This is a genomic window from Vibrio sp. TRT 21S02 (assembly GCF_050113675.1).
Taxonomy (GTDB): domain Bacteria; phylum Pseudomonadota; class Gammaproteobacteria; order Enterobacterales; family Vibrionaceae; genus Vibrio.
The window spans coordinates 1-18,489 of the sequence record NZ_JBNJOI010000003.1 but is presented as its reverse complement, the minus strand read 5'-3'; the positions used below and the strand labels follow the sequence as shown (position 1 = coordinate 18,489).

Genomic DNA, 18,489 nt, shown 5'->3' with positions numbered 1-18,489 from the left:
AATGTTCTCAATATAATTAAACGGTAGTTTGGCGCCTTTGCAGCAAGACAACAGCTTCTGAAGCAATGCCTTCTTTACGGCCTGTAAATCCTAAACGTTCCGTGGTTGTCGCTTTGACGTTCACATTCGCCAAATCTGTCTCTAGGTCGTCAGCTATAGCCTGACACATCGCTTCAATGTGCGGTGCCATTTTCGGAGCCTGAGCCATAATCGTTACATCTGCATTCCCGAGTACATAACCTTGCTCTTTAACGCGGCGATAAACATCACGTAATAAATCTCGGCTATTCGCGCCTTTCCACTCATCATCAGTATCTGGGAAATGGCGTCCAATATCGCCCGCCGCAATCGCACCAAGCAGCGCGTCACACAATGCATGCAGAGCAACATCACCATCGGAGTGAGCAATTAACCCTTGTTCATATGGAACAGCAACACCACCGATGATCACTGGGCCTTCGCCACCAAATTTATGGACATCAAAGCCATGGCCTATTCGTATCATGAGGATTCCTTATTTCTCTTAAGATAGAACTCTGCTAACGCTAAATCTTCAGGCTGAGTTATTTTTATATTGTCGGAGTCACCTTGAACAAGTGCGGGTGATTTCCCTGTCCACTCGATAGCAGAAGCTTCATCAGTAATAACCGCTCCTGCATTCAATGCGCTCTCAAGTGCCTGCGTTAGTAGTTCTGCTCTAAACATTTGTGGAGTGAGTGCATGCCACAGCGCTTCCCGATCAACCGTGTGATCAATATTCTTATTGCCATCAGCCCGCTTCATCGTATCTCTTACCGGGGACGCTAAAATACCGCCGACAGGATGAGCTTGAGAGACGTCAATCAATGTATTTAAATCTTTGTGTTTTACGCATGGTCTGGCAGCATCATGCACCATCACCCATTGCGCTAAACGATTCTGCTTTATGTATTGTAATGCAGAAAGAACGGAGTCAGCGCGCTCTTTCCCACCGGAAACACGAATGACGTCAGGATCTGTCGCTAAAGGAAGTTCAGCAAAATATGGGTCACCATCTGTCACAGCAACCACCACCTTTTCAATCCTAGGATGAGCAAGTAAGCGGCGCACTGTATGCTCTAAGATTGTCATCCCATCAATCATTAAATATTGCTTGGGACGATCTGCCTTCATACGGCTACCGACACCAGCAGCAGGAACGACGGCATAAAGAGAAGAAGCAGGTTGCATCATTTATTTTGCATCCTCATCAATGAGGCGATAGAAAGTTTCCCCTTCTTTAACCATTCCAAGTTCATGACGAGCACGCTCCTCAATGGCATCTAGCCCCTGACGTAAATCATCAATTTCTGCAAACATCTTATCATTACGCTCTTTGAGGTTGGTATTCACCTGATTTTGAACCTCAGTATCGGTGGTGACGGCTTGGAAGTCAGAGATACCATTTTTTCCGAGCCACAATGTGTATTGTAGCCAACCGAGAAGTAACAATAAGGTCAAGGCAAACAGTCGCATAATATTTATTAGAAGAGGAATAAAGCAAGACCACATATATACCACATCGCAGCTTTTCAGGCGAGGTAGAGATATGTGGTCTTATAAAGTTCTGACAGGATATAAGAATTAACCTGCTTTTAAACAAAAAAGTCACTAGACAATCTCATTGCCAGTGACTCTTTCATCCTAAATTAGGCTTGTTGTGTTAGCTCAGTGCAAGGTAAGCAAAAAGACCAACACCTAGAATTAGGCGATAAATAACAAATGGCGTCATACCCATTCTAGAAATCATCTTCAAGAAGAAGTGAATACAAAGGTATGCGCTGACAAAAGAGGTCAGAATGCCCGTCATCAAAAAGCCAAAATGAATCGGTTCGCCACTTGTCACAAGCTCTAGACCAAGATAGCCACCAGCAAGCAAGATAATAGGAATTGACATAAGAAATGAGAAACGTGCAGCTGCTTCACGAGTAAAGCCTAGGTATAGCGCCGCTGTGATCGTTGCACCAGAGCGGGATGTACCTGGGATTATCGCAGCAGCTTGAGCCAAGCCAATGAATAACGCTTTTTTCCAGTCGGCCTGATATTCATCATCCGCCAACTTAGAGTTTTTATCGACGTACCAAAGCAACAGACCAAAAACAATCGTGGTCACCGCAATCACCCATGCACTACGCAAGTATAATTCGATGAAGTCTTTCATCACTAGGCCAAAGATACACGCAGGGATCGTAGCAATGATGATCATCCAAGCTAACTTGGCTTCTTTGCTGCGATCACCTTTAAAAATAGAGCCTAAAAATGCACTGAGAAGTGTTACCACCTCTTTGCGGAAATAAATCATGACTGCTGCTAACGTGCCCACATGCACAGCAACGTCAAATGCTAACCCCTGATCGGCCCAACCTAATATTGCTGATGGCAAGATCAGGTGTGCAGAACTAGAAATAGGTAAAAATTCAGTCAGGCCTTGGATTAAAGCCAGTATAAATGCTTCAAAATAACTCATTACAAACTCATTAAGCGTTAATATCGAACCAGAGTTCGACAGGGATTAGCGAATCCAATTGCTTTGTATTCTGCCAAATTTGTTGCACCGTACGTCCATCCTTAGGGATGATCCGTTCAGGACACAACTCATAAAGTGGTTGAATAACAAAGGGATATTTGTAGATATCGCTCCTGGGGATTTCCGGAGAATTTTCTGAAATCATGTCCCCAAACAAAATGATATCAAGATCAATGGTTCGAGGTTGAAACTTCTGAGCATTCTCTTCCCGTCCCCATGCGCGCTCTATTGTACGTAGGGCCTGTGAAAAATCTCTCAATTCCAAACGGGTTTTCATTTCTACGACAAGATTGTAAAACGCATCACTTTTGAAACCAACTGGCTCACATTCATAAATGGTAGACAGTTTTAGCTCTTGACCTAGTTGACAAAGCTCTTTTAATGCAATTTCAACGTGCTTCTTTCGTTCAATATTCGACCCAACCCCAATATAGGTTGTGATCATAATTGACCTCGTTCAATGATCACGCCAACACCTTTCGCTTGTGGTACGGCTCCTGGTTTGGTCAATCGAATACGAATCCAAGGAACGGCAAATTGAGTCATGATCAATTGAGCAACTTCTTCAGCAACACGTTCAACCAGCAAAAAGCGACCGCCCTCAATATGAGATAATATGACTTGGCTTACTTGCGCATAGTCCAATGCATCTTGCACATCATCACTGTGACCAGCAGGACGATTGTCATGAGCCATTTCAATATCAAGCACCAGCTTTTGCTTAATCTCTTGTTCCCAGTCATACACGCCAATTGTCGTGATCACTTCTAATTGGTCTATAAATACTTTATCCATTGCTACTACTGCCCTTTCCTATACAGGTCGGATACCTAATTTAAGTAAAAAGTCGTACTATCTCTACGAGTAAACGATTTATTTCATCGTTTTATCCCTTACCTACCGAGGCTGAACGTATTCATGCATATTGGTGGTTACTTGGGCATATAAGCACGGTATGATATCAATTACTTGCTTGACTAACATCTGTTTCACACGAGTAACGCTTCTATGACGCCACTTGCACTTGTTATGATCATTTTTGCCTATCTTCTGGGCTCGATCTCCAGTGCGGTGTTGATCTGCCGTCTTTTGCGCTTACCTGACCCTCGTGGCGTCGGTTCCAATAACCCCGGAGCAACCAACGTATTGCGCATTGGGGGAAGAAAAGCCGCAGCCTCGGTTTTATTGTGCGATATGTTAAAAGGCACCATACCGGTTTGGAGCGGCTACTTTTTAAATATTGATGCCGTTGTACTGGGTGTTGTTGCTATCGCCGCCTGCCTTGGTCATATGTATCCCATCTTTTTTCACTTTAAAGGGGGAAAAGGCGTTGCAACTGCACTCGGTGCCATTGCTCCAATAGGCCTAGACTTAACTGCGGCGCTACTGCTGACATGGCTTATCGTCGCATTCACTTTTCGCTATTCATCACTGGCCGCCATTGTAACCGTACTGCTAGCACCACTCTATACTTGGCTTATCAAACCTCAATATACCCTCCCTGTCGCCATGCTCTGTTGCTTAATAGTGTTACGTCACCATCAAAATATTAAACGCTTAATTGATGGTACAGAGCCTAAAGTGGGTGAGAAAAAGAATGGATTAAATAAGGCCTCGTAAATGAGACCTTATTTATATCAATTGGAATAAACCTTGCTCAGAAACTGAGTCAGCATATTGGTGACACAATCTACTTGTTCTAGGTTGGATATATGGCCCGCTTTAGGGATCTCCATGAGTTCAGAACCTGAAATGCAATCATGCATCAGATACGACTCCAACACCGGACGGGGAATGTCTTCTTGTCCAACGGCAATGAGAACAGGCAAAGCTAGCTTTTCGATCTCTTCAATTAAATCCCTGCGACCAAAGACCATTCGTCCGATTCTCGCTACTTCCACAGCTTGCTCTCCTTTTAATTGAGCAAGGTGTTGACGAAAACCTTCAACCAATTGAGGGGAGTCTTGCTTCGCATTTCGCGCAAAAAATAGTGGTGTGACCGCCTCAATAACAGGTTCAGGGACCAATTGAGCCGCAGAGATCGCTTCCAACATGGCAAAATATTTTTTATGAGTAACTTCAGGCTCTAAACCAACAAACGTATCCATTAATACTAAGGCTTGAACGCGAGCTGGCGCTTTTACCGCAACTTCACTTCCCCACATCCCTCCCACGGATAAACCAACAATAGAAAATTGTTCGATGTCCAAGCTATCCATCAACGCGAGAATATGATCCGCGTAATCTTGTAATGAACGCGTTTGCACCGGAGCAAAGTCAGACTCACCATGAGCCCATAAATCCGGAACAATGCATCGGTAAAACTGGCTTAATACCTCAACTTGGGGAGCCCACATTTTAGCGTCCCACAAATAACTGTGACCAAATACAATGACCGGGCCTTGGCCTACATCCTGATACGCCATTTCACGACCATCGACGACAAATTTGTTCATACGACTGTTATCCATAATCCAGTTTTATAAAATGAAACCATACCATTTATCACTCTTCTAGCAACTCTGAACAGCGATAAAAAAGCCGCTCATTTGAGCGGCTGATTCTATAATTCAATTTTTACGCTATAGGCTCTAGCTGATCAATTGGCCAACGCGGAGTTGCTTGAACAGATAGGTCTGCTAGCTCACCATTTTTCAGGCGTTGCATACCCGCATAAGCGATCATTGCACCATTATCGGTACAAAATTCTGTGCGTGGGTAATAAACTTCACCACCAATCTTTTTGGCGAGCTGTTCTAGATCAGCACGTAGGCGTCGGTTAGCACTTACACCACCGGCAATCACAATGCGTTTAAAACCCGTTTGCTCTAACGCACGCTTACATTTAATTGCTAATGTGGCACAGACTGCTTCTTCAAAAGCATAAGCGATATCGGCACGGGTTTGTTCATCATCACCATTTGCCGCAATGGTATTAGCAGTAAAAGTTTTTAAACCAGAAAAACTCATATCAAGCCCTGGACGATCCGTCATTGGACGCGGGAATTTAAAACGCCCAGGCGTTCCTTTTTCAGCGAGTTTAGAAAGCATAGGACCACCGGGATAATCCAACCCCATCAGCTTTGCTGTTTTATCAAACGCTTCACCCGCTGCATCATCAATGGATTCACCAAGGATTTTATATTCGCCAATCCCTTTCACTTCCACCATCATCGAATGACCACCTGAAACCAAAACCGCAACAAATGGGAATGGTGGCGGGTTATCTTCTAACATCGGCGCAAGCAGGTGTCCTTCCATATGATGAACGGCGACGGCAGGTACGTTCCATGCGTAAGCAAGACTGCGACCAATAGTGGCACCAACTAATAATGCACCAACAAGACCAGGGCCTGCTGTATAAGCAACACCATCAATATCTTGTGGCGTCAACTGAGCCTCAGCCATCGCCGCTTTAATCAGCGGAATAGTTTTCTTCACATGATCACGAGAGGCCAATTCTGGCACGACACCACCGTAGTCTGCATGCAACTTCACCTGACTGTATAACTTATGAGAAAGTAGCCCCTTCTCATCGTCATAGATGGCAATGCCTGTTTCATCACAAGAAGTTTCAATACCGATAATACGCATGCTTTACCCTGAGTGGTTCTGTCCTGTCTTTTAAATTGGGCGCAATCTTACCCCGAGTTCGCCTTGCAAACAAATCATGTTCAAACTGGCGAGTAAAAGTTACTCGGGTATATAATCGACAAAAGGCTTTACAAAGCCATTGTGATCGGATTAAAATTCCGCACCATTTTTGATCAAGCTGATTATAGACCGAGCACTAGAGCTTGGGACTTAGAAATCAGCGTTAACGAATTAACCCCTGAGGTGAAAGGCATATGCCAGTAGTTAAAGTACGTGAAAACGAACCGTTCGACGTTGCACTACGTCGTTTCAAGCGCTCTTGCGAAAAAGCAGGTATCCTTTCTGAAGTGCGTCGTCGTGAGCACTACGAAAAACCAACTACAGTTCGCAAACGCGCTAAAGCAGCAGCTCAAAAGCGTCACGCTAAGAAGCTAGCTCGCGAAAACGCTCGTCGCGTTCGCCTGTACTAATAACTAAGTCCTAAAGGATTATAGTTATGGCTCTTATTGATACGCTCAAAGAAGAGCAAAAATTAGCGATGAAAGCCAAGGACAAAACGCGCCTTGGCACTATTCGTTTAGCCCTTTCGGCAATTAAGCAACGTGAAGTTGATGAGCAGATCACTCTGACTGATGACGACATTCTTGCTGTGCTGACCAAAATGGTTAAACAACGTCGCGACTCTGTCGCTCAATTTGAAGCTGCAAATCGTCAAGATTTAGCAGATGCTGAGCAAGCTGAAATCGCTGTACTTGAGGACTTTATGCCTCAACCGCTGACTGACGATGAAGTGGCTGCATTGATTGAAAATGCAATTACTGAATCTGGCGCGGCTGGCATGCAAGACATGGGTAAAGTGATGGGTGTGCTTAAGCCTCAGATTCAAGGGCGTGCAGATATGGGTAAAGTAAGTGGTTTAGTTCGCGCTAAACTGGCTTAAACTCCCAACCTTATTACAACAAGCCGTGCTATCCTTCGGAATGCACGGCTTGTTTGTATCTACCTTTTTGTTTCAGTTAGTACATTTTTCTAAGGTTTTATGGCAGGACACATCCCTCGCAGTTTCATTGATGACCTCCTCGCTCGACTTGATATCGTCGATATTATTGACGCACGCGTAAAACTTAAGAAAAAAGGTAAAAACTACAGCGCCTGCTGCCCTTTCCATAACGAAAAAACGCCTTCCTTTAGCGTGAGCCAAGAGAAGCAGTTCTATCACTGTTTTGGTTGCGGTGCTCATGGTAATGCCATTGATTTTATGATCGAATTTGAGCGCTTGGAATTTGTGGAAGCGATCGAAGAGCTCGCGTCTTTATTAGGCTTAGACGTACCACGAGAACAACGAAGTGGCAGCAGTGGCAATTTTAACAATCAACCACGAGCCAATACCGAACAAAAACGCAATCTATACGATTTAATGGGCAGTATTGCGCAGTTTTATCGTAACCAACTCAAGTTAGCCAACAGCAAGGTTGCTATCGATTACCTCAAAGATCGTGGGCTTTCTGGGGAAATTGTGCAGAAATTTGGCATTGGTTACGTTGCTGATGAGTGGGACTTAGTCCGAAAAAACTTTGGTCAACAAAAACAAGCACAGGACATGTTAGTCTCAGGTGGTATGTTGATCGAAAATGATAAAGGTAACCGCTACGATCGTTTTCGTGGACGCGTCATGTTTCCAATACGCGACCGACGCGGCCGAGTCATTGGCTTTGGTGGCCGAGTGCTTGGTGATGGCACCCCAAAATACCTAAACTCACCGGAAACTCCTATCTTCCATAAGGGCAAAGAGTTATATGGCCTTTATGAAGTCCTGCAGGCTTATCGTGAGCCGCCACAGATCTTAGTCACTGAAGGCTATATGGACGTTGTCGCCCTTGCGCAATATGGTATCGACTATTCAGTCGCATCACTTGGTACATCAACCACGGGCGATCATCTACAACTTCTATTTAGGCAAACGAATACCGTCGTTTGTTGTTACGATGGCGACCGTGCAGGTAAAGAAGCTGCCTGGCGTGCTTTAGAAAATGCCCTTGGCTACCTAAAAAGCGGCAACATATTAAAGTTTTTATTTTTGCCAGATGGTGAAGACCCAGATAGTTACGTTCGTAAGCATGGTAAAGAAGCGTTTGAAGATAAAGTTAAAAATGCTGAACCACTATCTAAATACCTGTTCTCGACCTTGCTTTCTCAAGTGGATGTTGGCAACTACGAAGGTAAAGCAGCATTGCAAGCAATGGCGCTACCACTCATTCACAAAGTCCCTGATGAATCATTGCAAGATCAGCTGCTTAGGGTTTTAGAACAGAAAACTGGCATCTATAAAAAACCGGCTTTACCCGCAGAATCAAAACAGCGACCTCAACCACATAAAGAGATCAAACGCACACCAATGCGTGAAGTAATCGCTTTGCTTATTCAGAATCCAAGCTATGCTCAAATGGTACCGGACCTCTCAAGTGTGAGGGAGTTAACAGTGCCTGGATTAAGTTTATTTGTTGAGGTGCTTGAATATTGTCAACAGCACCCCAATATAAACACCGGCCAGTTACTAGAAAACTGGCGCAACAGAAGTAATGAAGCCCTTCTGTCTCGTCTCGCTGGATGGGAGATCCCACTCGATGACGACAATGAACAAGACATCTTTTTAGATTCATTGGACAAAATACTTGCCCAATGCGTCGAGAAACAAATTGAGAACCTGCAGGCCAAAGAAAGAAGCGTCGGTTTATCAACCGATGAAAAGAGGGAGCTACTAGCATTAATGTTAGATTTGAAAGCGTAACCCTGATTGAATAGTCAGCAACCAATTAATTTGTTACTATGTGTGGTTTGCAACTCGCATACTAATTCCTTCACCAGATACTAAGTTGGATACCGTCTATGGATCAAAATCCGCAGTCACAGCTAAAAACTCTTGTCATTAAAGGCAAAGAACAAGGCTATCTGACCTATGCCGAAGTAAACGACCACCTGCCAGCAGAAATCGTAGATTCCGAGCAGGTCGAAGATATCATTCAGATGATCAACGATATGGGTATTCGTGTAGTAGAAACTGCACCGGATGCTGATGATCTAGCCCTGAACGATGACGATACAATTACCGATGAAGATGCCGCAGAAGCCGCTGCAGCCGCACTTTCAAGTGTAGAGAGTGAAATCGGTCGCACTACTGACCCAGTTCGCATGTATATGCGTGAAATGGGTACTGTAGAACTATTAACCCGTGAAGGCGAAATTGATATTGCTAAGCGTATTGAAGATGGTATTAACCAAGTTCAAAACGCTGTCGCGGAATACCCAGGTACGATTCCTTACATTCTTGAACAGTTTGATAAAGTTCAAGCTGAAGAGCTTCGTCTAACCGACTTGATCACTGGTTTTGTTGACCCTGATGCAGAAGAAACCACTGCACCAACGGCAACCCATATCGGCTCAGAATTAGCTGAGTCTGAACTTGCTGATGAAGATGAAGAAGACACTGACGAAGAAGATGAGGATTCAGAAGATAGCGAAGAAGAAGATACAGGTATCGACCCTGAGCTAGCACTGGAAAAATTCACCGACTTACGAAATGGTTTCCAAAACTACCAGCTTGCGCTTAACGAACATGGCCGTGAAAGTGCGAAAGCATCAGCTGCACAAGATCAGGTGCTGGAAGTCTTCAAAGAATTCCGTTTAACACCAAAGCAGTTTGACTACTTAGTTAATGAACTACGTACTTCCATGGAACGCGTTCGCACACAAGAGCGTCTGATCATGAAAGCTGCCGTTGAATACGGAAAGATGCCGAAGAAATCATTCATCGCTCTTTTCACTGGTAATGAGTCTTCAGAGGCATGGTTAGACGAAATCTTAGCATCTGATAAGCCTTATGCAGATAAAATCCGCTCAAGCCAAGATGATATCCGTCGTTCAATCGCTAAATTAAAAGCAATTGAATCAGAAACGTCTCTAACTGTTCAAAGTATCAAAGACATCAGCCGCCGCATGTCTATTGGTGAAGCGAAAGCACGCCGAGCGAAGAAAGAGATGGTTGAAGCGAACTTGCGTCTGGTTATCTCTATCGCGAAGAAATACACCAACCGTGGCCTACAATTCTTGGATCTTATCCAAGAAGGTAACATCGGTCTGATGAAAGCAGTAGATAAGTTCGAATACCGCCGTGGTTACAAGTTCTCTACTTATGCGACATGGTGGATCCGCCAGGCGATCACTCGTTCAATTGCAGATCAAGCGCGTACGATTCGTATCCCTGTTCATATGATTGAAACCATCAACAAATTGAATCGTATCTCTCGTCAGATGCTTCAAGAGATGGGTCGAGAACCGCTACCGGAAGAGTTGGCTGAGCGCATGCAAATGCCAGAAGACAAAATCCGTAAAGTGCTGAAAATCGCGAAAGAGCCAATCTCAATGGAAACACCAATCGGTGATGATGAAGATTCGCATCTAGGTGATTTTATTGAAGATACAACGCTTGAGCTACCACTTGACTCTGCAACATCAACGAGCCTAAAAGGTGCAACACGTGATGTACTTGCAGGCTTAACGCCTCGTGAAGCAAAAGTACTTCGCATGCGTTTTGGTATCGACATGAATACCGACCACACGCTAGAAGAAGTGGGTAAACAGTTTGATGTAACGCGTGAACGTATCCGTCAGATTGAAGCGAAAGCACTACGTAAACTACGTCATCCAAGTCGCTCAGAAACACTACGCAGCTTCCTTGATGAGTAAACCATGCGATAAATAATAAAAAGGTGAGCAAAAGCTCACCTTTTTTGTATCTCTATGGTTTAAGTGGATAAAAACTAAGCGTAATTACCCCCTATAGTGGCTAGACAGCACCAAGGGCTTCCCCTATAATCTTCACCCTACGTTGGCCCCTTAGCTCAGTGGTTAGAGCAGTCGACTCATAATCGATTGGTCCCCAGTTCAAGTCTGGGAGGGGCCACCAAATTCCAGAAGGTTAGTAAGCGTAGTGTTTACTAACCTTTTTTTGTACCTGACGATTTTGGGTCAGGTAATGGGTCAGGTAAGCCCCGATCACGCACTCTTCTCTGCCTTCTTCCAATACTAATCCGAATACTACGCTGTTGCCAAATATGTCGTTCTGGCTGATAAAACTCTCTCATAGAGAACAAAGAGAGGTATTGAACTCGCAAACCAACCATAAGTAACTTAAATTGCACTTATAGATAATTTCTTATACAGTCACAACAAAAGTGAGTTATAGTGAACTTATATATTAAAACGAACCCAATAGTGACAAAAGTACATTAAAAGGCACTTATGAAAAAAGGGAAGATGGTAAAGGCACAACCTATGCCTGATTTGAATACCGAGTTCAGTATGGAAACACTGGGGAGCGCCATTCGCTCAAAGCGCACCGATAGAGGCTGGCGTATTGATGATCTCGCTTCAAAAGCCAACTTATCTCGTAGAACCGTCATGAAGGTAGAAAAAGGCGATACCAGTGTCACCTTTGCCAATGTACTCGTCCTCATGGACATCTTAGGGCTATCGCTACGCCTTATCGATTTAAACATATTTGTTCGTCCACACAGCCAGATAACCTCCCAAGCTGAAAACAGCGTGAGAAGCAATGAGGACGGTTGGTATGAGTAAGTTACAACAGTTAGACGTATTTATCGGTACGAATACCAAAATTGGTCGTTTGATTCTTCCTGCAATGAAGATAATGAATTCTAATTTACGTGTGAAGATGATTGGATTCTAAACAGAGAGTGAGTATCTGCTCGAAGCCACGATTGGAGACCTTGGTGTAAAAATTGAAGATGTACTGAAAATTTAAAGGATAGTGAGACTTGAGGAACAAGATTAATCGACCAATATTGTAAGGTTCTGTTCATTGCCATATGCGCTTCACACCATGTAATATAGAGCACAAATCAACGCATTTTTGGATTCTGAAATGCGAACATCATAAAAAACAACTGGAAAAACTTACCATAATGGTAAATAATCAACTCAACGTTAGTGCTTTTGAACAGGAACCACCTACTGCCACAACAGATAAACGTATCCATATCGATGGACCATTGTATATGGTAGACGACGTTCTAAAAATTCTCGAATCTGAGGGAAATACGACTATCCCTTGGACCCGCAAGTGTATACACAATATAGAATCACTTGCACTTGATACTGACGATATCCAAAATTTATTAAGACAAGCCATAACCCAAGGCCAATACGTGAATTCTGAGTGGTGCGTTCAAAAGCCAACTGGACCTTGGGCAGCATGTGATAGCTACCGCTTACAAAGAGAGGAATGGCGAGAGCATGCATATAAGTATATGAGCTGTAATTATTATGTAAAATTTGCGATTGGTAAGACAGGTAAAATTCTATTACTTGTGTCATGCCACGTCTCGCAATAAGGATTGAGCAATGACAACTAAAATTTGTCCGATCTGCGAACAAGGCCACTTGAGTACCCAAGAAGAAATTATCCATGTTGAACATATGGGACAGCATGGTTCAATTTCTAGTCAATTTTCAACTTGTGATGTATGTGGAAGTGAACAAGCAACCCCTGCAAATGCTCGTTTTAATAAACGTGCAATGATTGCTTTCAAAAAGCAAGTTCAAGGCCTTTTGACAGGCGTTGAAGTGCGCGAACTTCGTAAGGGTTGGGGTATCAGCCAAGAGGATGCTGCAAAAATATTTGGTGGCGGCCCTGTGGCATTTTCAAAATACGAGTCTGATGATGTAATACAGTCCGAAGCTATGGATAGGCTCATCAGGGTAGCTCGCGATGTTCCAGCCTCTCTCGATAAGCTGATGGCAAATGCAGGCGTTAAGCGTCAAATAGCTACCGACTGGACGACTGTAGCAATAGTAAATTTCCACGATAAATTAAATATCAAGCGAACTCATGTAGTGCGTCAACATGAGTTTGGTTTAGAGGCAAATTATGGCTACTAAAAATAGTAACCACTTACAGAAAGCCATTGAAAATCTGGTTATTGAAGATGTGTATCAGAAAAGTACAAGAGCATTCTGTGCAGACGATTTTGATACTAAATCATATAGTGAAATTGAACACCTTCACATCCAACAGATGCACGTTGTACACAAGAGCGAAACGATTCAGATTGAAGATGATGGTGAATTACTTCGTGTATTCGTGCGACTTGGCACACGATGGATCGTTCCATCAGAAGATGCTGAGAAACCAGATATCAAAGCTGCTATTGAAAGTGATTTTATAGCAGAATACAGAATAAAATCTCCTTTAGAACAAGAATGTATCGATGAGTTTTCATTGAAAAACGCTAGCTACCATGTTTGGCCATACTGGCGAGAATATTTAAGTTCCCAATGTGAGCGCATGAGATTACCAAGAGTTGTCCTTCCTACCGTACAGTTCACTAAATAACTAAGCCAAACCAGTGCTAACTGCACTGGTTTTTAGCCGCTAGATCGATTTCCCCCCAAAGCCACTTACGGACATAAAAACATCCTATTGCCACATAAAGTAAGCGGTATTTAGGCGAACTATATTTATCTAAGCATTCTATTTTACTAGAAACCAATAAAGGGGTAGGCGTTTCAGAATAGAATTGTTATTAATATATTTACCATCAGAGGGTTCAGAACTAAGAGAGCTTTTTTATCTATTAATTAAATGAGCAAACTTTAGTTTTTGATGATTTTAGCGAGAACAGTGTTCTCGCAGTAGCATTCTTCTCAGGCAGCTAGACTCAAAAGGTTAACTTTTATGTTCTGAGAACACCCTTCTATACGGTTAGACTGCTTAAATCTTCACTCACATTCAACAGTCGCAAGTGTAGCGACACTTAGGATAAGCAGAGCAACCATAGAAACTTTTACCCGCATTACGACCTTTTTTAGCAACACGAATCACAAGGCTAGACTGGCAGTTTGGGCAAACCTTGGAATGAGGATCGGGTGTAGGCTCATCAATGACTGGCTTATTCATAAAGCTACGACCATCTTCAATCATGTGGACTAGCTCGCTACCATTAACCAACCACATGCGCTTCTCTTGAGCAAAGGCGATGGCTTCAGAAGTAAAATCTCCCGATGTTACGATGATCATTTTGCTAGCACGATTGTCGATCATCACACCATACATTTCTCTTAAGACTTGAACTCCGACTTTTCTAGCTTTCCAGTGCTTACATTGTACAAGACTCAACTCACCGTCTTTAGTTAACCAAATATCTACCCCACCATCGGCCTGCTTTGAGAAAGATTGTTTAACGTCGTAGCCTTGCTGCTTAAAGTACTCGCCAATGTAGCTTTCAAATTCAATCCAACTGAGGGAATTAAGCGGAGTCGTGTTTTTGTGTGCTCTGATTTGAGACGTCGTCGCAAGATAATTATGCTTTCGCTGATACTGCTTAAAGAACGCAATTGGAGCTGGAATTAAAAACAAAAAAGCAAAATACGGTGCCATTTGCGGAAGATTCGGCCCAATGGCATTGAAGATGAAGTTATCACTGCGAGCCGCTAAACCTGGCAATAGGAAAGATAAACCAACATAAATGCCTGCTGAGAACAAGATACTCACCCACCACGGCGCATCCATCAAATGCCAAATAATTCCATCATTTTTCCGAGCCATAACTCCTCCCAATAAGCATCAAAATGCATTAAAGCACAATTGCCAGACCTAATACATAGAGTTAAATCATGTATTTAGTGGGAGAACAAACAGCTAGAACATTGTTCTAGCAAGAGCATTTTTATTTATTAATTAAATGACCAAACTTTAGTTTTTGATGATGTGAGCGAGAACAGTGTTCTCGCAGTAGCGTTTGAACGCTACCAGCCTTTGCCTATATACCCAAACACGAGTCGGATAATACCTAACTCTGTCTTTCGCCATTCGGAGAACATCGTTCTCCGTTCAACTGATGAAGATTTAAGAAGAAATTAGCTCCCTGAGATAGACAAAAGCAGGAACAAGGTTCCTGCAAGAGCATTTTTATTCGTGTTATTAATCATGTAAACAATGACTTACTTTATATTTACGAAGGTTAAGCGAGAACACTGTTCTCGCAGTAACAAGTTGCATCTATTTTTGTTCTTCTAGCCAGCGCTCAATGTCTTTTCTCTGCCACCCAACAACTCTAGAACTAAGCGTAACAACAGGTGGCATTTTTCCATCCCGACGCCAGCGCCACAAAGTACTTACGCTTACCCCGATCTCTTTCGCTAACTGCTCTTGTCTTACAAACATTTTATTACCTTTATTTCTCTATTATTTAGTCGCATCTTAGGTTCTCATCGCCCAACTCATAATATAGAATAAGCAACAAACCATATTGACATGATAACGAATGGACTTAGATCAAAAGCGCAATGCATTGAGAGTACAGCTAGAAACAGCAATTAATGACTTAAAAAAACAGGCCGAATATCGAGGTTGTAAAATTGCTCAGCGACGTCGCTCTGGGTATTTATACGCTGTTGATGCCGCTCGGAACATTGTTCTGGAACCATGGTTTACCAAGTTACTCAGACAACATGGAACCATACTCAAAAAGTACAGCCGTTCTAATGCTATCCATCTTGCTGAGATCATCGAAAGTTACGGTGGATTAAATAAAACAATTAAACTTATTGAAACGGTGCTAGCTCTACGTGGATTCAGTCTTCATACTCAACGACGCGTCAATTATGCCGATCAAGTACTGTTGGGCTTAAAGGATCTGCGTTCACTCACTCCACAACATCAAGAAGAAGAGGTTCGTTGGAACAGTGTTCTACCTTACTGCGCACTATGCTGGCGTCTACGCAGCCGATCTCACTACTACTGCGAAAAACACCATCCCATCAAGTCCACTAAACTTTATAAACAGCAAAAATACGCAGTTATCACTGCATTGAAACACCTGCCCAACCAGAACAACACTGCTTACGAAAAGTATCTTGCACAGCCTAACAAACAGAAAAAGTTAGGACGACAACTGTATGATCTAGTCAGCGGCTATGCGCCGCATCCACGAGTATTTCTACGTCACTGCAAAGATAGCGCGAAGGCAGGAGACTGGCTCTCGCTATCAAAGAACATTGTTCAGACATGTAAAGTAAACTACCCAGCGAGCTATAAAAAAATAAATCAGATCAAGTCAGATGATTTTGGTCAATGGTCATCATGGTGTATCGCAATAGTGAGATGTTTAGATCCTAAAGAACCAAACGCGTGGAGTGATAAAGAGTGCCTAACGCTTTTCAATGAGTTGAATACTTGGACCACACTGATTGGGATCTTGCATCGCTTCGAATGTGTAGAACGAATCAATAGCATTGAAACTAAGCGTGGACCAGACGTTGGATATGGAGCCAATCTAGAACAACACCAGTTGATCAAAGAGCTGTTAAAACAACAACTAGCCACGAATAGCAAAACTAACTTAAGTGATATCGCTAGAACGCTTGGGCTTAGCAGACAACGCGTACACCAGATCATTAAAAAACATCAATTGCTCTCCTAAACAGCAAAGTAACTGTGCAAAAAACAATCGAATTTATTTTGCATTTTTAATTATTAAATCAAATAAAAATCATAAATATAATTACGAATAATTTAATTATTAAATTGAGCCAAGATAATTATGGCAATAAAATAATTTTTACTTATTGACCTTTTCATGTTATAACTATTATAACTGTTATAATTATTATAAAGTTATAATTCTAATATAACGTTCATCTATTAAAATTTGGATTCTCAAACGAAATGTTCTAATTTTTAGGCCTAAATTTTAGTGCCACCATTGGCAGATTCGCTGCCCGCTGTGGCATTTTTTCTGCCATCCTTGACGATTTCGCTGCCAATCTTGGCAAAACAATGTGCCAAGCAATTTTGGTTTAAAAAAATTAGGCAAACATACAGTGCATTATTTTAATAAATAAAAATAACCTTTTTTGTTTTTATTTCCTATAGATTACATTCAAGGTAAAGACAATATTTAATTTAAACCACATCCCAGATCAAGAGTATATTTTTGATAATATCTCAGTGGTATTGGGGAAAACTTTCAGAAAGTTCTTTCTTCTAATCGAACAAAGGCTGCCACTGTTCGACAACACCTTCTACTCAGTAGCTTCATCACAAAACTCTCACTGCACACATAAACCTATTGATGGCAGCATGTTCAGAGTCTTAGCCTTAGAGACTCACCCATACCGTTACCCACTTCACTGATAAGTCAGTATCTTTTCTGCTTTTATGCATCCTTTGGTATAGTCATGAAATGCATTTGTACTGAGCTGGCTAATCGCATGGAATCGACAATCAATAAATCAAAGCTATCTGAAACCGACATCATCACGAAATTCATTCTTCCTGCTATCAAAGGTGCGGGATGGGATGATATGTCGCAGATTCGCCAAGAAGTAAAACTACGTGATGGTAAAGTCATTGTTCGTGGTCAGGCAGCGGCGAGGAAAAAGGTAAAATCTGCGGACATCGTCCTTTACCATAAACCGAGCATGCCTCTAGCCGTTGTCGAAGCAAAAGCGAATAAGCATGAAATCGGCAAAGGTATGCAACAAGGACTAGATTACGCCAGCCTGCTCGAAGTCCCTTTTATCTTTGCCTCAAATGGCGACGGCTTTATTTTCCACGACAAAACCAACCCAGCTCAACTCGAAACTGAAATTCGACTTGAAGACTTCCCGACACCTCAGCAACTATGGGACAAGTACTGCGTTTGGAAAGGCTACAAAACCGAACACCTTCCAGTCATTACTCAAGATTACCATGATGATGGTAGCGGTAAGTCTCCGCGCTACTATCAGCTACAAGCGATAAACAAAACCGTGGAAGCGGTCGCAGCAGGACAAAACCGTGTACTCTTGGTTATGGCAACGGGTACGGGCAAAACTTACACTGCATTCCAGATTATTTGGCGACTATGGAAGTCCCGAGCTAAAAAACGCATCCTGTTTTTGGCGGACAGAAACATTCTGGTCGATCAAACTAAGACCAACGACTTCCAGCCGTTTGGCACCGCTATGACCAAAGTCACTGGTCGAACAGTCGATCCCGCTTACGAAATCCACCTAGCTCTGTATCAAGCCCTGACTGGCCCAGAAGATCATCAAAAAGCATACAAACAGGTCGATCCTGATTTCTTTGACCTTATTGTCGTTGACGAGTGCCACCGTGGCAGTGCCGCTGAAGACAGCGCATGGCGCGAGATTCTTGAGTATTTCGGTTCTGCGACTCAAATAGGGCTAACCGCGACACCGAAAGAAACCGATATCGTGTCTAACACCGAGTACTTTGGCGACGCCATTTATACCTACTCTCTAAAGCAAGGTATTGAAGACGGTTTCTT

General features: G+C 42.8%; 19 protein-coding genes, 1 tRNA gene and 2 pseudogenes. 12 read left to right on the top strand and 10 right to left on the bottom strand.

The features are described from left to right. Positions 1–16: 16 nt before the first annotated feature. The 6 genes from ispF to folB all read right to left on the bottom strand — a co-directional run bounded on the left by ispF (position 17) and on the right by folB (position 3,340). Positions 17–505 (bottom strand): 2-C-methyl-D-erythritol 2,4-cyclodiphosphate synthase, encoded by a 489-nt coding sequence (gene ispF / locus ACQEXU_RS04240; protein ID WP_427009821.1) that lies wholly within the window; start codon positions 503–505, stop codon positions 17–19. After that, positions 502–1,212 carry a 2-C-methyl-D-erythritol 4-phosphate cytidylyltransferase gene (gene ispD, locus ACQEXU_RS04235; RefSeq protein WP_367987340.1) on the bottom strand — a complete coding sequence of 237 codons (711 nt, stop codon included), beginning with the start codon at positions 1,210–1,212 and terminating at the stop codon, positions 502–504. The genes ispF and ispD overlap by 4 nt, the downstream gene beginning before the upstream one ends. Continuing rightward, complete coding sequence (ftsB, locus tag ACQEXU_RS04230) at positions 1,213–1,494, bottom strand: cell division protein FtsB (protein WP_367987341.1); 282 nt, start codon at positions 1,492–1,494, stop codon at positions 1,213–1,215. Positions 1,495–1,681: 187 nt separating this feature from the next. After that, a complete protein-coding gene (locus ACQEXU_RS04225) occupies positions 1,682–2,485 on the bottom strand; it encodes an undecaprenyl-diphosphate phosphatase (RefSeq protein ID WP_427009820.1) in 804 nt (267 codons plus the stop codon). A gap of 10 nt (positions 2,486–2,495) precedes the next feature. Further along, on the bottom strand, positions 2,496–2,990 hold the full coding sequence (gene folK, locus ACQEXU_RS04220) for a 2-amino-4-hydroxy-6-hydroxymethyldihydropteridine diphosphokinase (protein ID WP_367987343.1): 495 nt from the start codon (positions 2,988–2,990) through the stop codon (positions 2,496–2,498). After that, positions 2,987–3,340, bottom strand: coding sequence for a bifunctional dihydroneopterin aldolase/7,8-dihydroneopterin epimerase (folB, locus tag ACQEXU_RS04215; protein WP_427009819.1), 354 nt, complete (start codon positions 3,338–3,340; stop codon positions 2,987–2,989). Before folB ends, folK begins: the two co-directional genes overlap by 4 nt. Positions 3,341–3,553: 213 nt before the next feature. Between folB and plsY the strand changes: the two genes are divergently transcribed. Then, positions 3,554–4,165: a glycerol-3-phosphate 1-O-acyltransferase PlsY gene (gene plsY, locus ACQEXU_RS04210; protein WP_367987345.1), complete on the top strand. Its 612-nt coding sequence runs from the start codon at positions 3,554–3,556 to the stop codon at positions 4,163–4,165. 17 nt (positions 4,166–4,182) lie between these two features. On the opposite strand, the gene ACQEXU_RS04205 is transcribed toward plsY, so the two are convergent. Both ACQEXU_RS04205 and tsaD read right to left on the bottom strand, forming a co-directional pair. Next, entirely contained in the window at positions 4,183–5,001 is an 819-nt protein-coding gene (locus ACQEXU_RS04205) for an alpha/beta fold hydrolase (protein ID WP_427009818.1), read from the bottom strand. Between the two features lie 121 nt (positions 5,002–5,122). Then, the gene (tsaD, locus tag ACQEXU_RS04200; RefSeq protein ID WP_427009817.1) at positions 5,123–6,139 is read right to left on the bottom strand and encodes a tRNA (adenosine(37)-N6)-threonylcarbamoyltransferase complex transferase subunit TsaD; all 1,017 of its coding nucleotides are present in this window, start codon (positions 6,137–6,139) and stop codon (positions 5,123–5,125) included. A 254-nt stretch (positions 6,140–6,393) separates the two neighbouring features. Here tsaD and rpsU point away from each other — a divergent pair, with 254 nt between their 5' ends. From rpsU to ACQEXU_RS04155, 9 genes and pseudogenes are all read left to right on the top strand, one after another. After that, on the top strand, positions 6,394–6,609 hold the full coding sequence (gene rpsU / locus ACQEXU_RS04195; protein WP_001145625.1) for a 30S ribosomal protein S21: 216 nt from the start codon (positions 6,394–6,396) through the stop codon (positions 6,607–6,609). Between the two features lie 26 nt (positions 6,610–6,635). Further along, positions 6,636–7,079: a GatB/YqeY domain-containing protein gene (locus ACQEXU_RS04190; protein ID WP_367987348.1), complete on the top strand. Its 444-nt coding sequence runs from the start codon at positions 6,636–6,638 to the stop codon at positions 7,077–7,079. Between the two features lie 99 nt (positions 7,080–7,178). Further along, positions 7,179–8,415, top strand: a pseudogene (dnaG, locus tag ACQEXU_RS04185) (DNA primase); the annotation flags it as partial. An 80-nt stretch (positions 8,416–8,495) separates the two neighbouring features. Continuing rightward, positions 8,496–8,927: pseudogene (gene dnaG, locus ACQEXU_RS04180) on the top strand (DNA primase); the annotation flags it as partial. A 98-nt stretch (positions 8,928–9,025) separates the two neighbouring features. Then, positions 9,026–10,882: an RNA polymerase sigma factor RpoD gene (rpoD, locus tag ACQEXU_RS04175; protein WP_427009816.1), complete on the top strand. Its 1,857-nt coding sequence runs from the start codon at positions 9,026–9,028 to the stop codon at positions 10,880–10,882. Positions 10,883–11,026: 144 nt separating this feature from the next. Then, positions 11,027–11,102: transfer RNA gene (locus ACQEXU_RS04170), tRNA-Ile, on the top strand. A 335-nt stretch (positions 11,103–11,437) separates the two neighbouring features. Beyond that, positions 11,438–11,773 (top strand): helix-turn-helix domain-containing protein, encoded by a 336-nt coding sequence (locus tag ACQEXU_RS04165; RefSeq protein WP_025500616.1) that lies wholly within the window; start codon positions 11,438–11,440, stop codon positions 11,771–11,773. Between the two features lie 786 nt (positions 11,774–12,559). Continuing rightward, a complete protein-coding gene (locus tag ACQEXU_RS04160; RefSeq protein WP_427009815.1) occupies positions 12,560–13,096 on the top strand; it encodes a type II toxin-antitoxin system MqsA family antitoxin in 537 nt (178 codons plus the stop codon). Next, entirely contained in the window at positions 13,086–13,550 is a 465-nt protein-coding gene (locus ACQEXU_RS04155) for a hypothetical protein (RefSeq protein ID WP_025500613.1), read from the top strand. Before ACQEXU_RS04160 ends, ACQEXU_RS04155 begins: the two co-directional genes overlap by 11 nt. A gap of 396 nt (positions 13,551–13,946) precedes the next feature. Here ACQEXU_RS04155 and ACQEXU_RS04150 read toward each other — a convergent pair whose 3' ends face one another. Together ACQEXU_RS04150 and ACQEXU_RS04145 are read right to left on the bottom strand one after the other, a co-directional pair. Beyond that, on the bottom strand, positions 13,947–14,762 hold the full coding sequence (locus ACQEXU_RS04150) for a restriction endonuclease (protein WP_427009814.1): 816 nt from the start codon (positions 14,760–14,762) through the stop codon (positions 13,947–13,949). 453 nt (positions 14,763–15,215) lie between these two features. Then, complete coding sequence (locus tag ACQEXU_RS04145; protein ID WP_005480576.1) at positions 15,216–15,380, bottom strand: helix-turn-helix transcriptional regulator; 165 nt, start codon at positions 15,378–15,380, stop codon at positions 15,216–15,218. A gap of 100 nt (positions 15,381–15,480) precedes the next feature. Between ACQEXU_RS04145 and ACQEXU_RS04140 the strand changes: the two genes are divergently transcribed. Together ACQEXU_RS04140 and hsdR are read left to right on the top strand one after the other, a co-directional pair. After that, a complete protein-coding gene (locus ACQEXU_RS04140; RefSeq protein WP_005480574.1) occupies positions 15,481–16,638 on the top strand; it encodes a MarR family transcriptional regulator in 1,158 nt (385 codons plus the stop codon). A gap of 790 nt (positions 16,639–17,428) precedes the next feature. Further along, on the top strand, positions 17,429–18,489 hold a 1,061-nt coding region (hsdR, locus tag ACQEXU_RS04135), incomplete at its 3' end, for an EcoAI/FtnUII family type I restriction enzme subunit R (RefSeq protein ID WP_427010074.1).

Bases quoted from the DNA above. Each gene is read 5' to 3' on its own strand.
- ispF (WP_427009821.1), bottom strand. From the start codon at position 505: ATGATACGAATAGGCCATGGCTTTGATGTCCATAAATTTGGTGGCGAA.
- ispD (WP_367987340.1), bottom strand. From the start codon at position 1,212: ATGATGCAACCTGCTTCTTCTCTTTATGCCGTCGTTCCTGCTGCTGGT.
- ftsB (WP_367987341.1), bottom strand. From the start codon at position 1,494: ATGCGACTGTTTGCCTTGACCTTATTGTTACTTCTCGGTTGGCTACAA.
- ACQEXU_RS04225 (WP_427009820.1), bottom strand. From the start codon at position 2,485: ATGAGTTATTTTGAAGCATTTATACTGGCTTTAATCCAAGGCCTGACT.
- folK (WP_367987343.1), bottom strand. From the start codon at position 2,990: ATGATCACAACCTATATTGGGGTTGGGTCGAATATTGAACGAAAGAAG.
- folB (WP_427009819.1), bottom strand. From the start codon at position 3,340: ATGGATAAAGTATTTATAGACCAATTAGAAGTGATCACGACAATTGGC.
- plsY (WP_367987345.1), top strand. From the start codon at position 3,554: ATGACGCCACTTGCACTTGTTATGATCATTTTTGCCTATCTTCTGGGC.
- ACQEXU_RS04205 (WP_427009818.1), bottom strand. From the start codon at position 5,001: ATGAACAAATTTGTCGTCGATGGTCGTGAAATGGCGTATCAGGATGTA.
- tsaD (WP_427009817.1), bottom strand. From the start codon at position 6,139: ATGCGTATTATCGGTATTGAAACTTCTTGTGATGAAACAGGCATTGCC.
- rpsU (WP_001145625.1), top strand. From the start codon at position 6,394: ATGCCAGTAGTTAAAGTACGTGAAAACGAACCGTTCGACGTTGCACTA.
- ACQEXU_RS04190 (WP_367987348.1), top strand. From the start codon at position 6,636: ATGGCTCTTATTGATACGCTCAAAGAAGAGCAAAAATTAGCGATGAAA.
- rpoD (WP_427009816.1), top strand. From the start codon at position 9,026: ATGGATCAAAATCCGCAGTCACAGCTAAAAACTCTTGTCATTAAAGGC.
- ACQEXU_RS04165 (WP_025500616.1), top strand. From the start codon at position 11,438: ATGAAAAAAGGGAAGATGGTAAAGGCACAACCTATGCCTGATTTGAAT.
- ACQEXU_RS04160 (WP_427009815.1), top strand. From the start codon at position 12,560: ATGACAACTAAAATTTGTCCGATCTGCGAACAAGGCCACTTGAGTACC.
- ACQEXU_RS04155 (WP_025500613.1), top strand. From the start codon at position 13,086: ATGGCTACTAAAAATAGTAACCACTTACAGAAAGCCATTGAAAATCTG.
- ACQEXU_RS04150 (WP_427009814.1), bottom strand. From the start codon at position 14,762: ATGGCTCGGAAAAATGATGGAATTATTTGGCATTTGATGGATGCGCCG.
- ACQEXU_RS04145 (WP_005480576.1), bottom strand. From the start codon at position 15,380: ATGTTTGTAAGACAAGAGCAGTTAGCGAAAGAGATCGGGGTAAGCGTA.
- ACQEXU_RS04140 (WP_005480574.1), top strand. From the start codon at position 15,481: ATGGACTTAGATCAAAAGCGCAATGCATTGAGAGTACAGCTAGAAACA.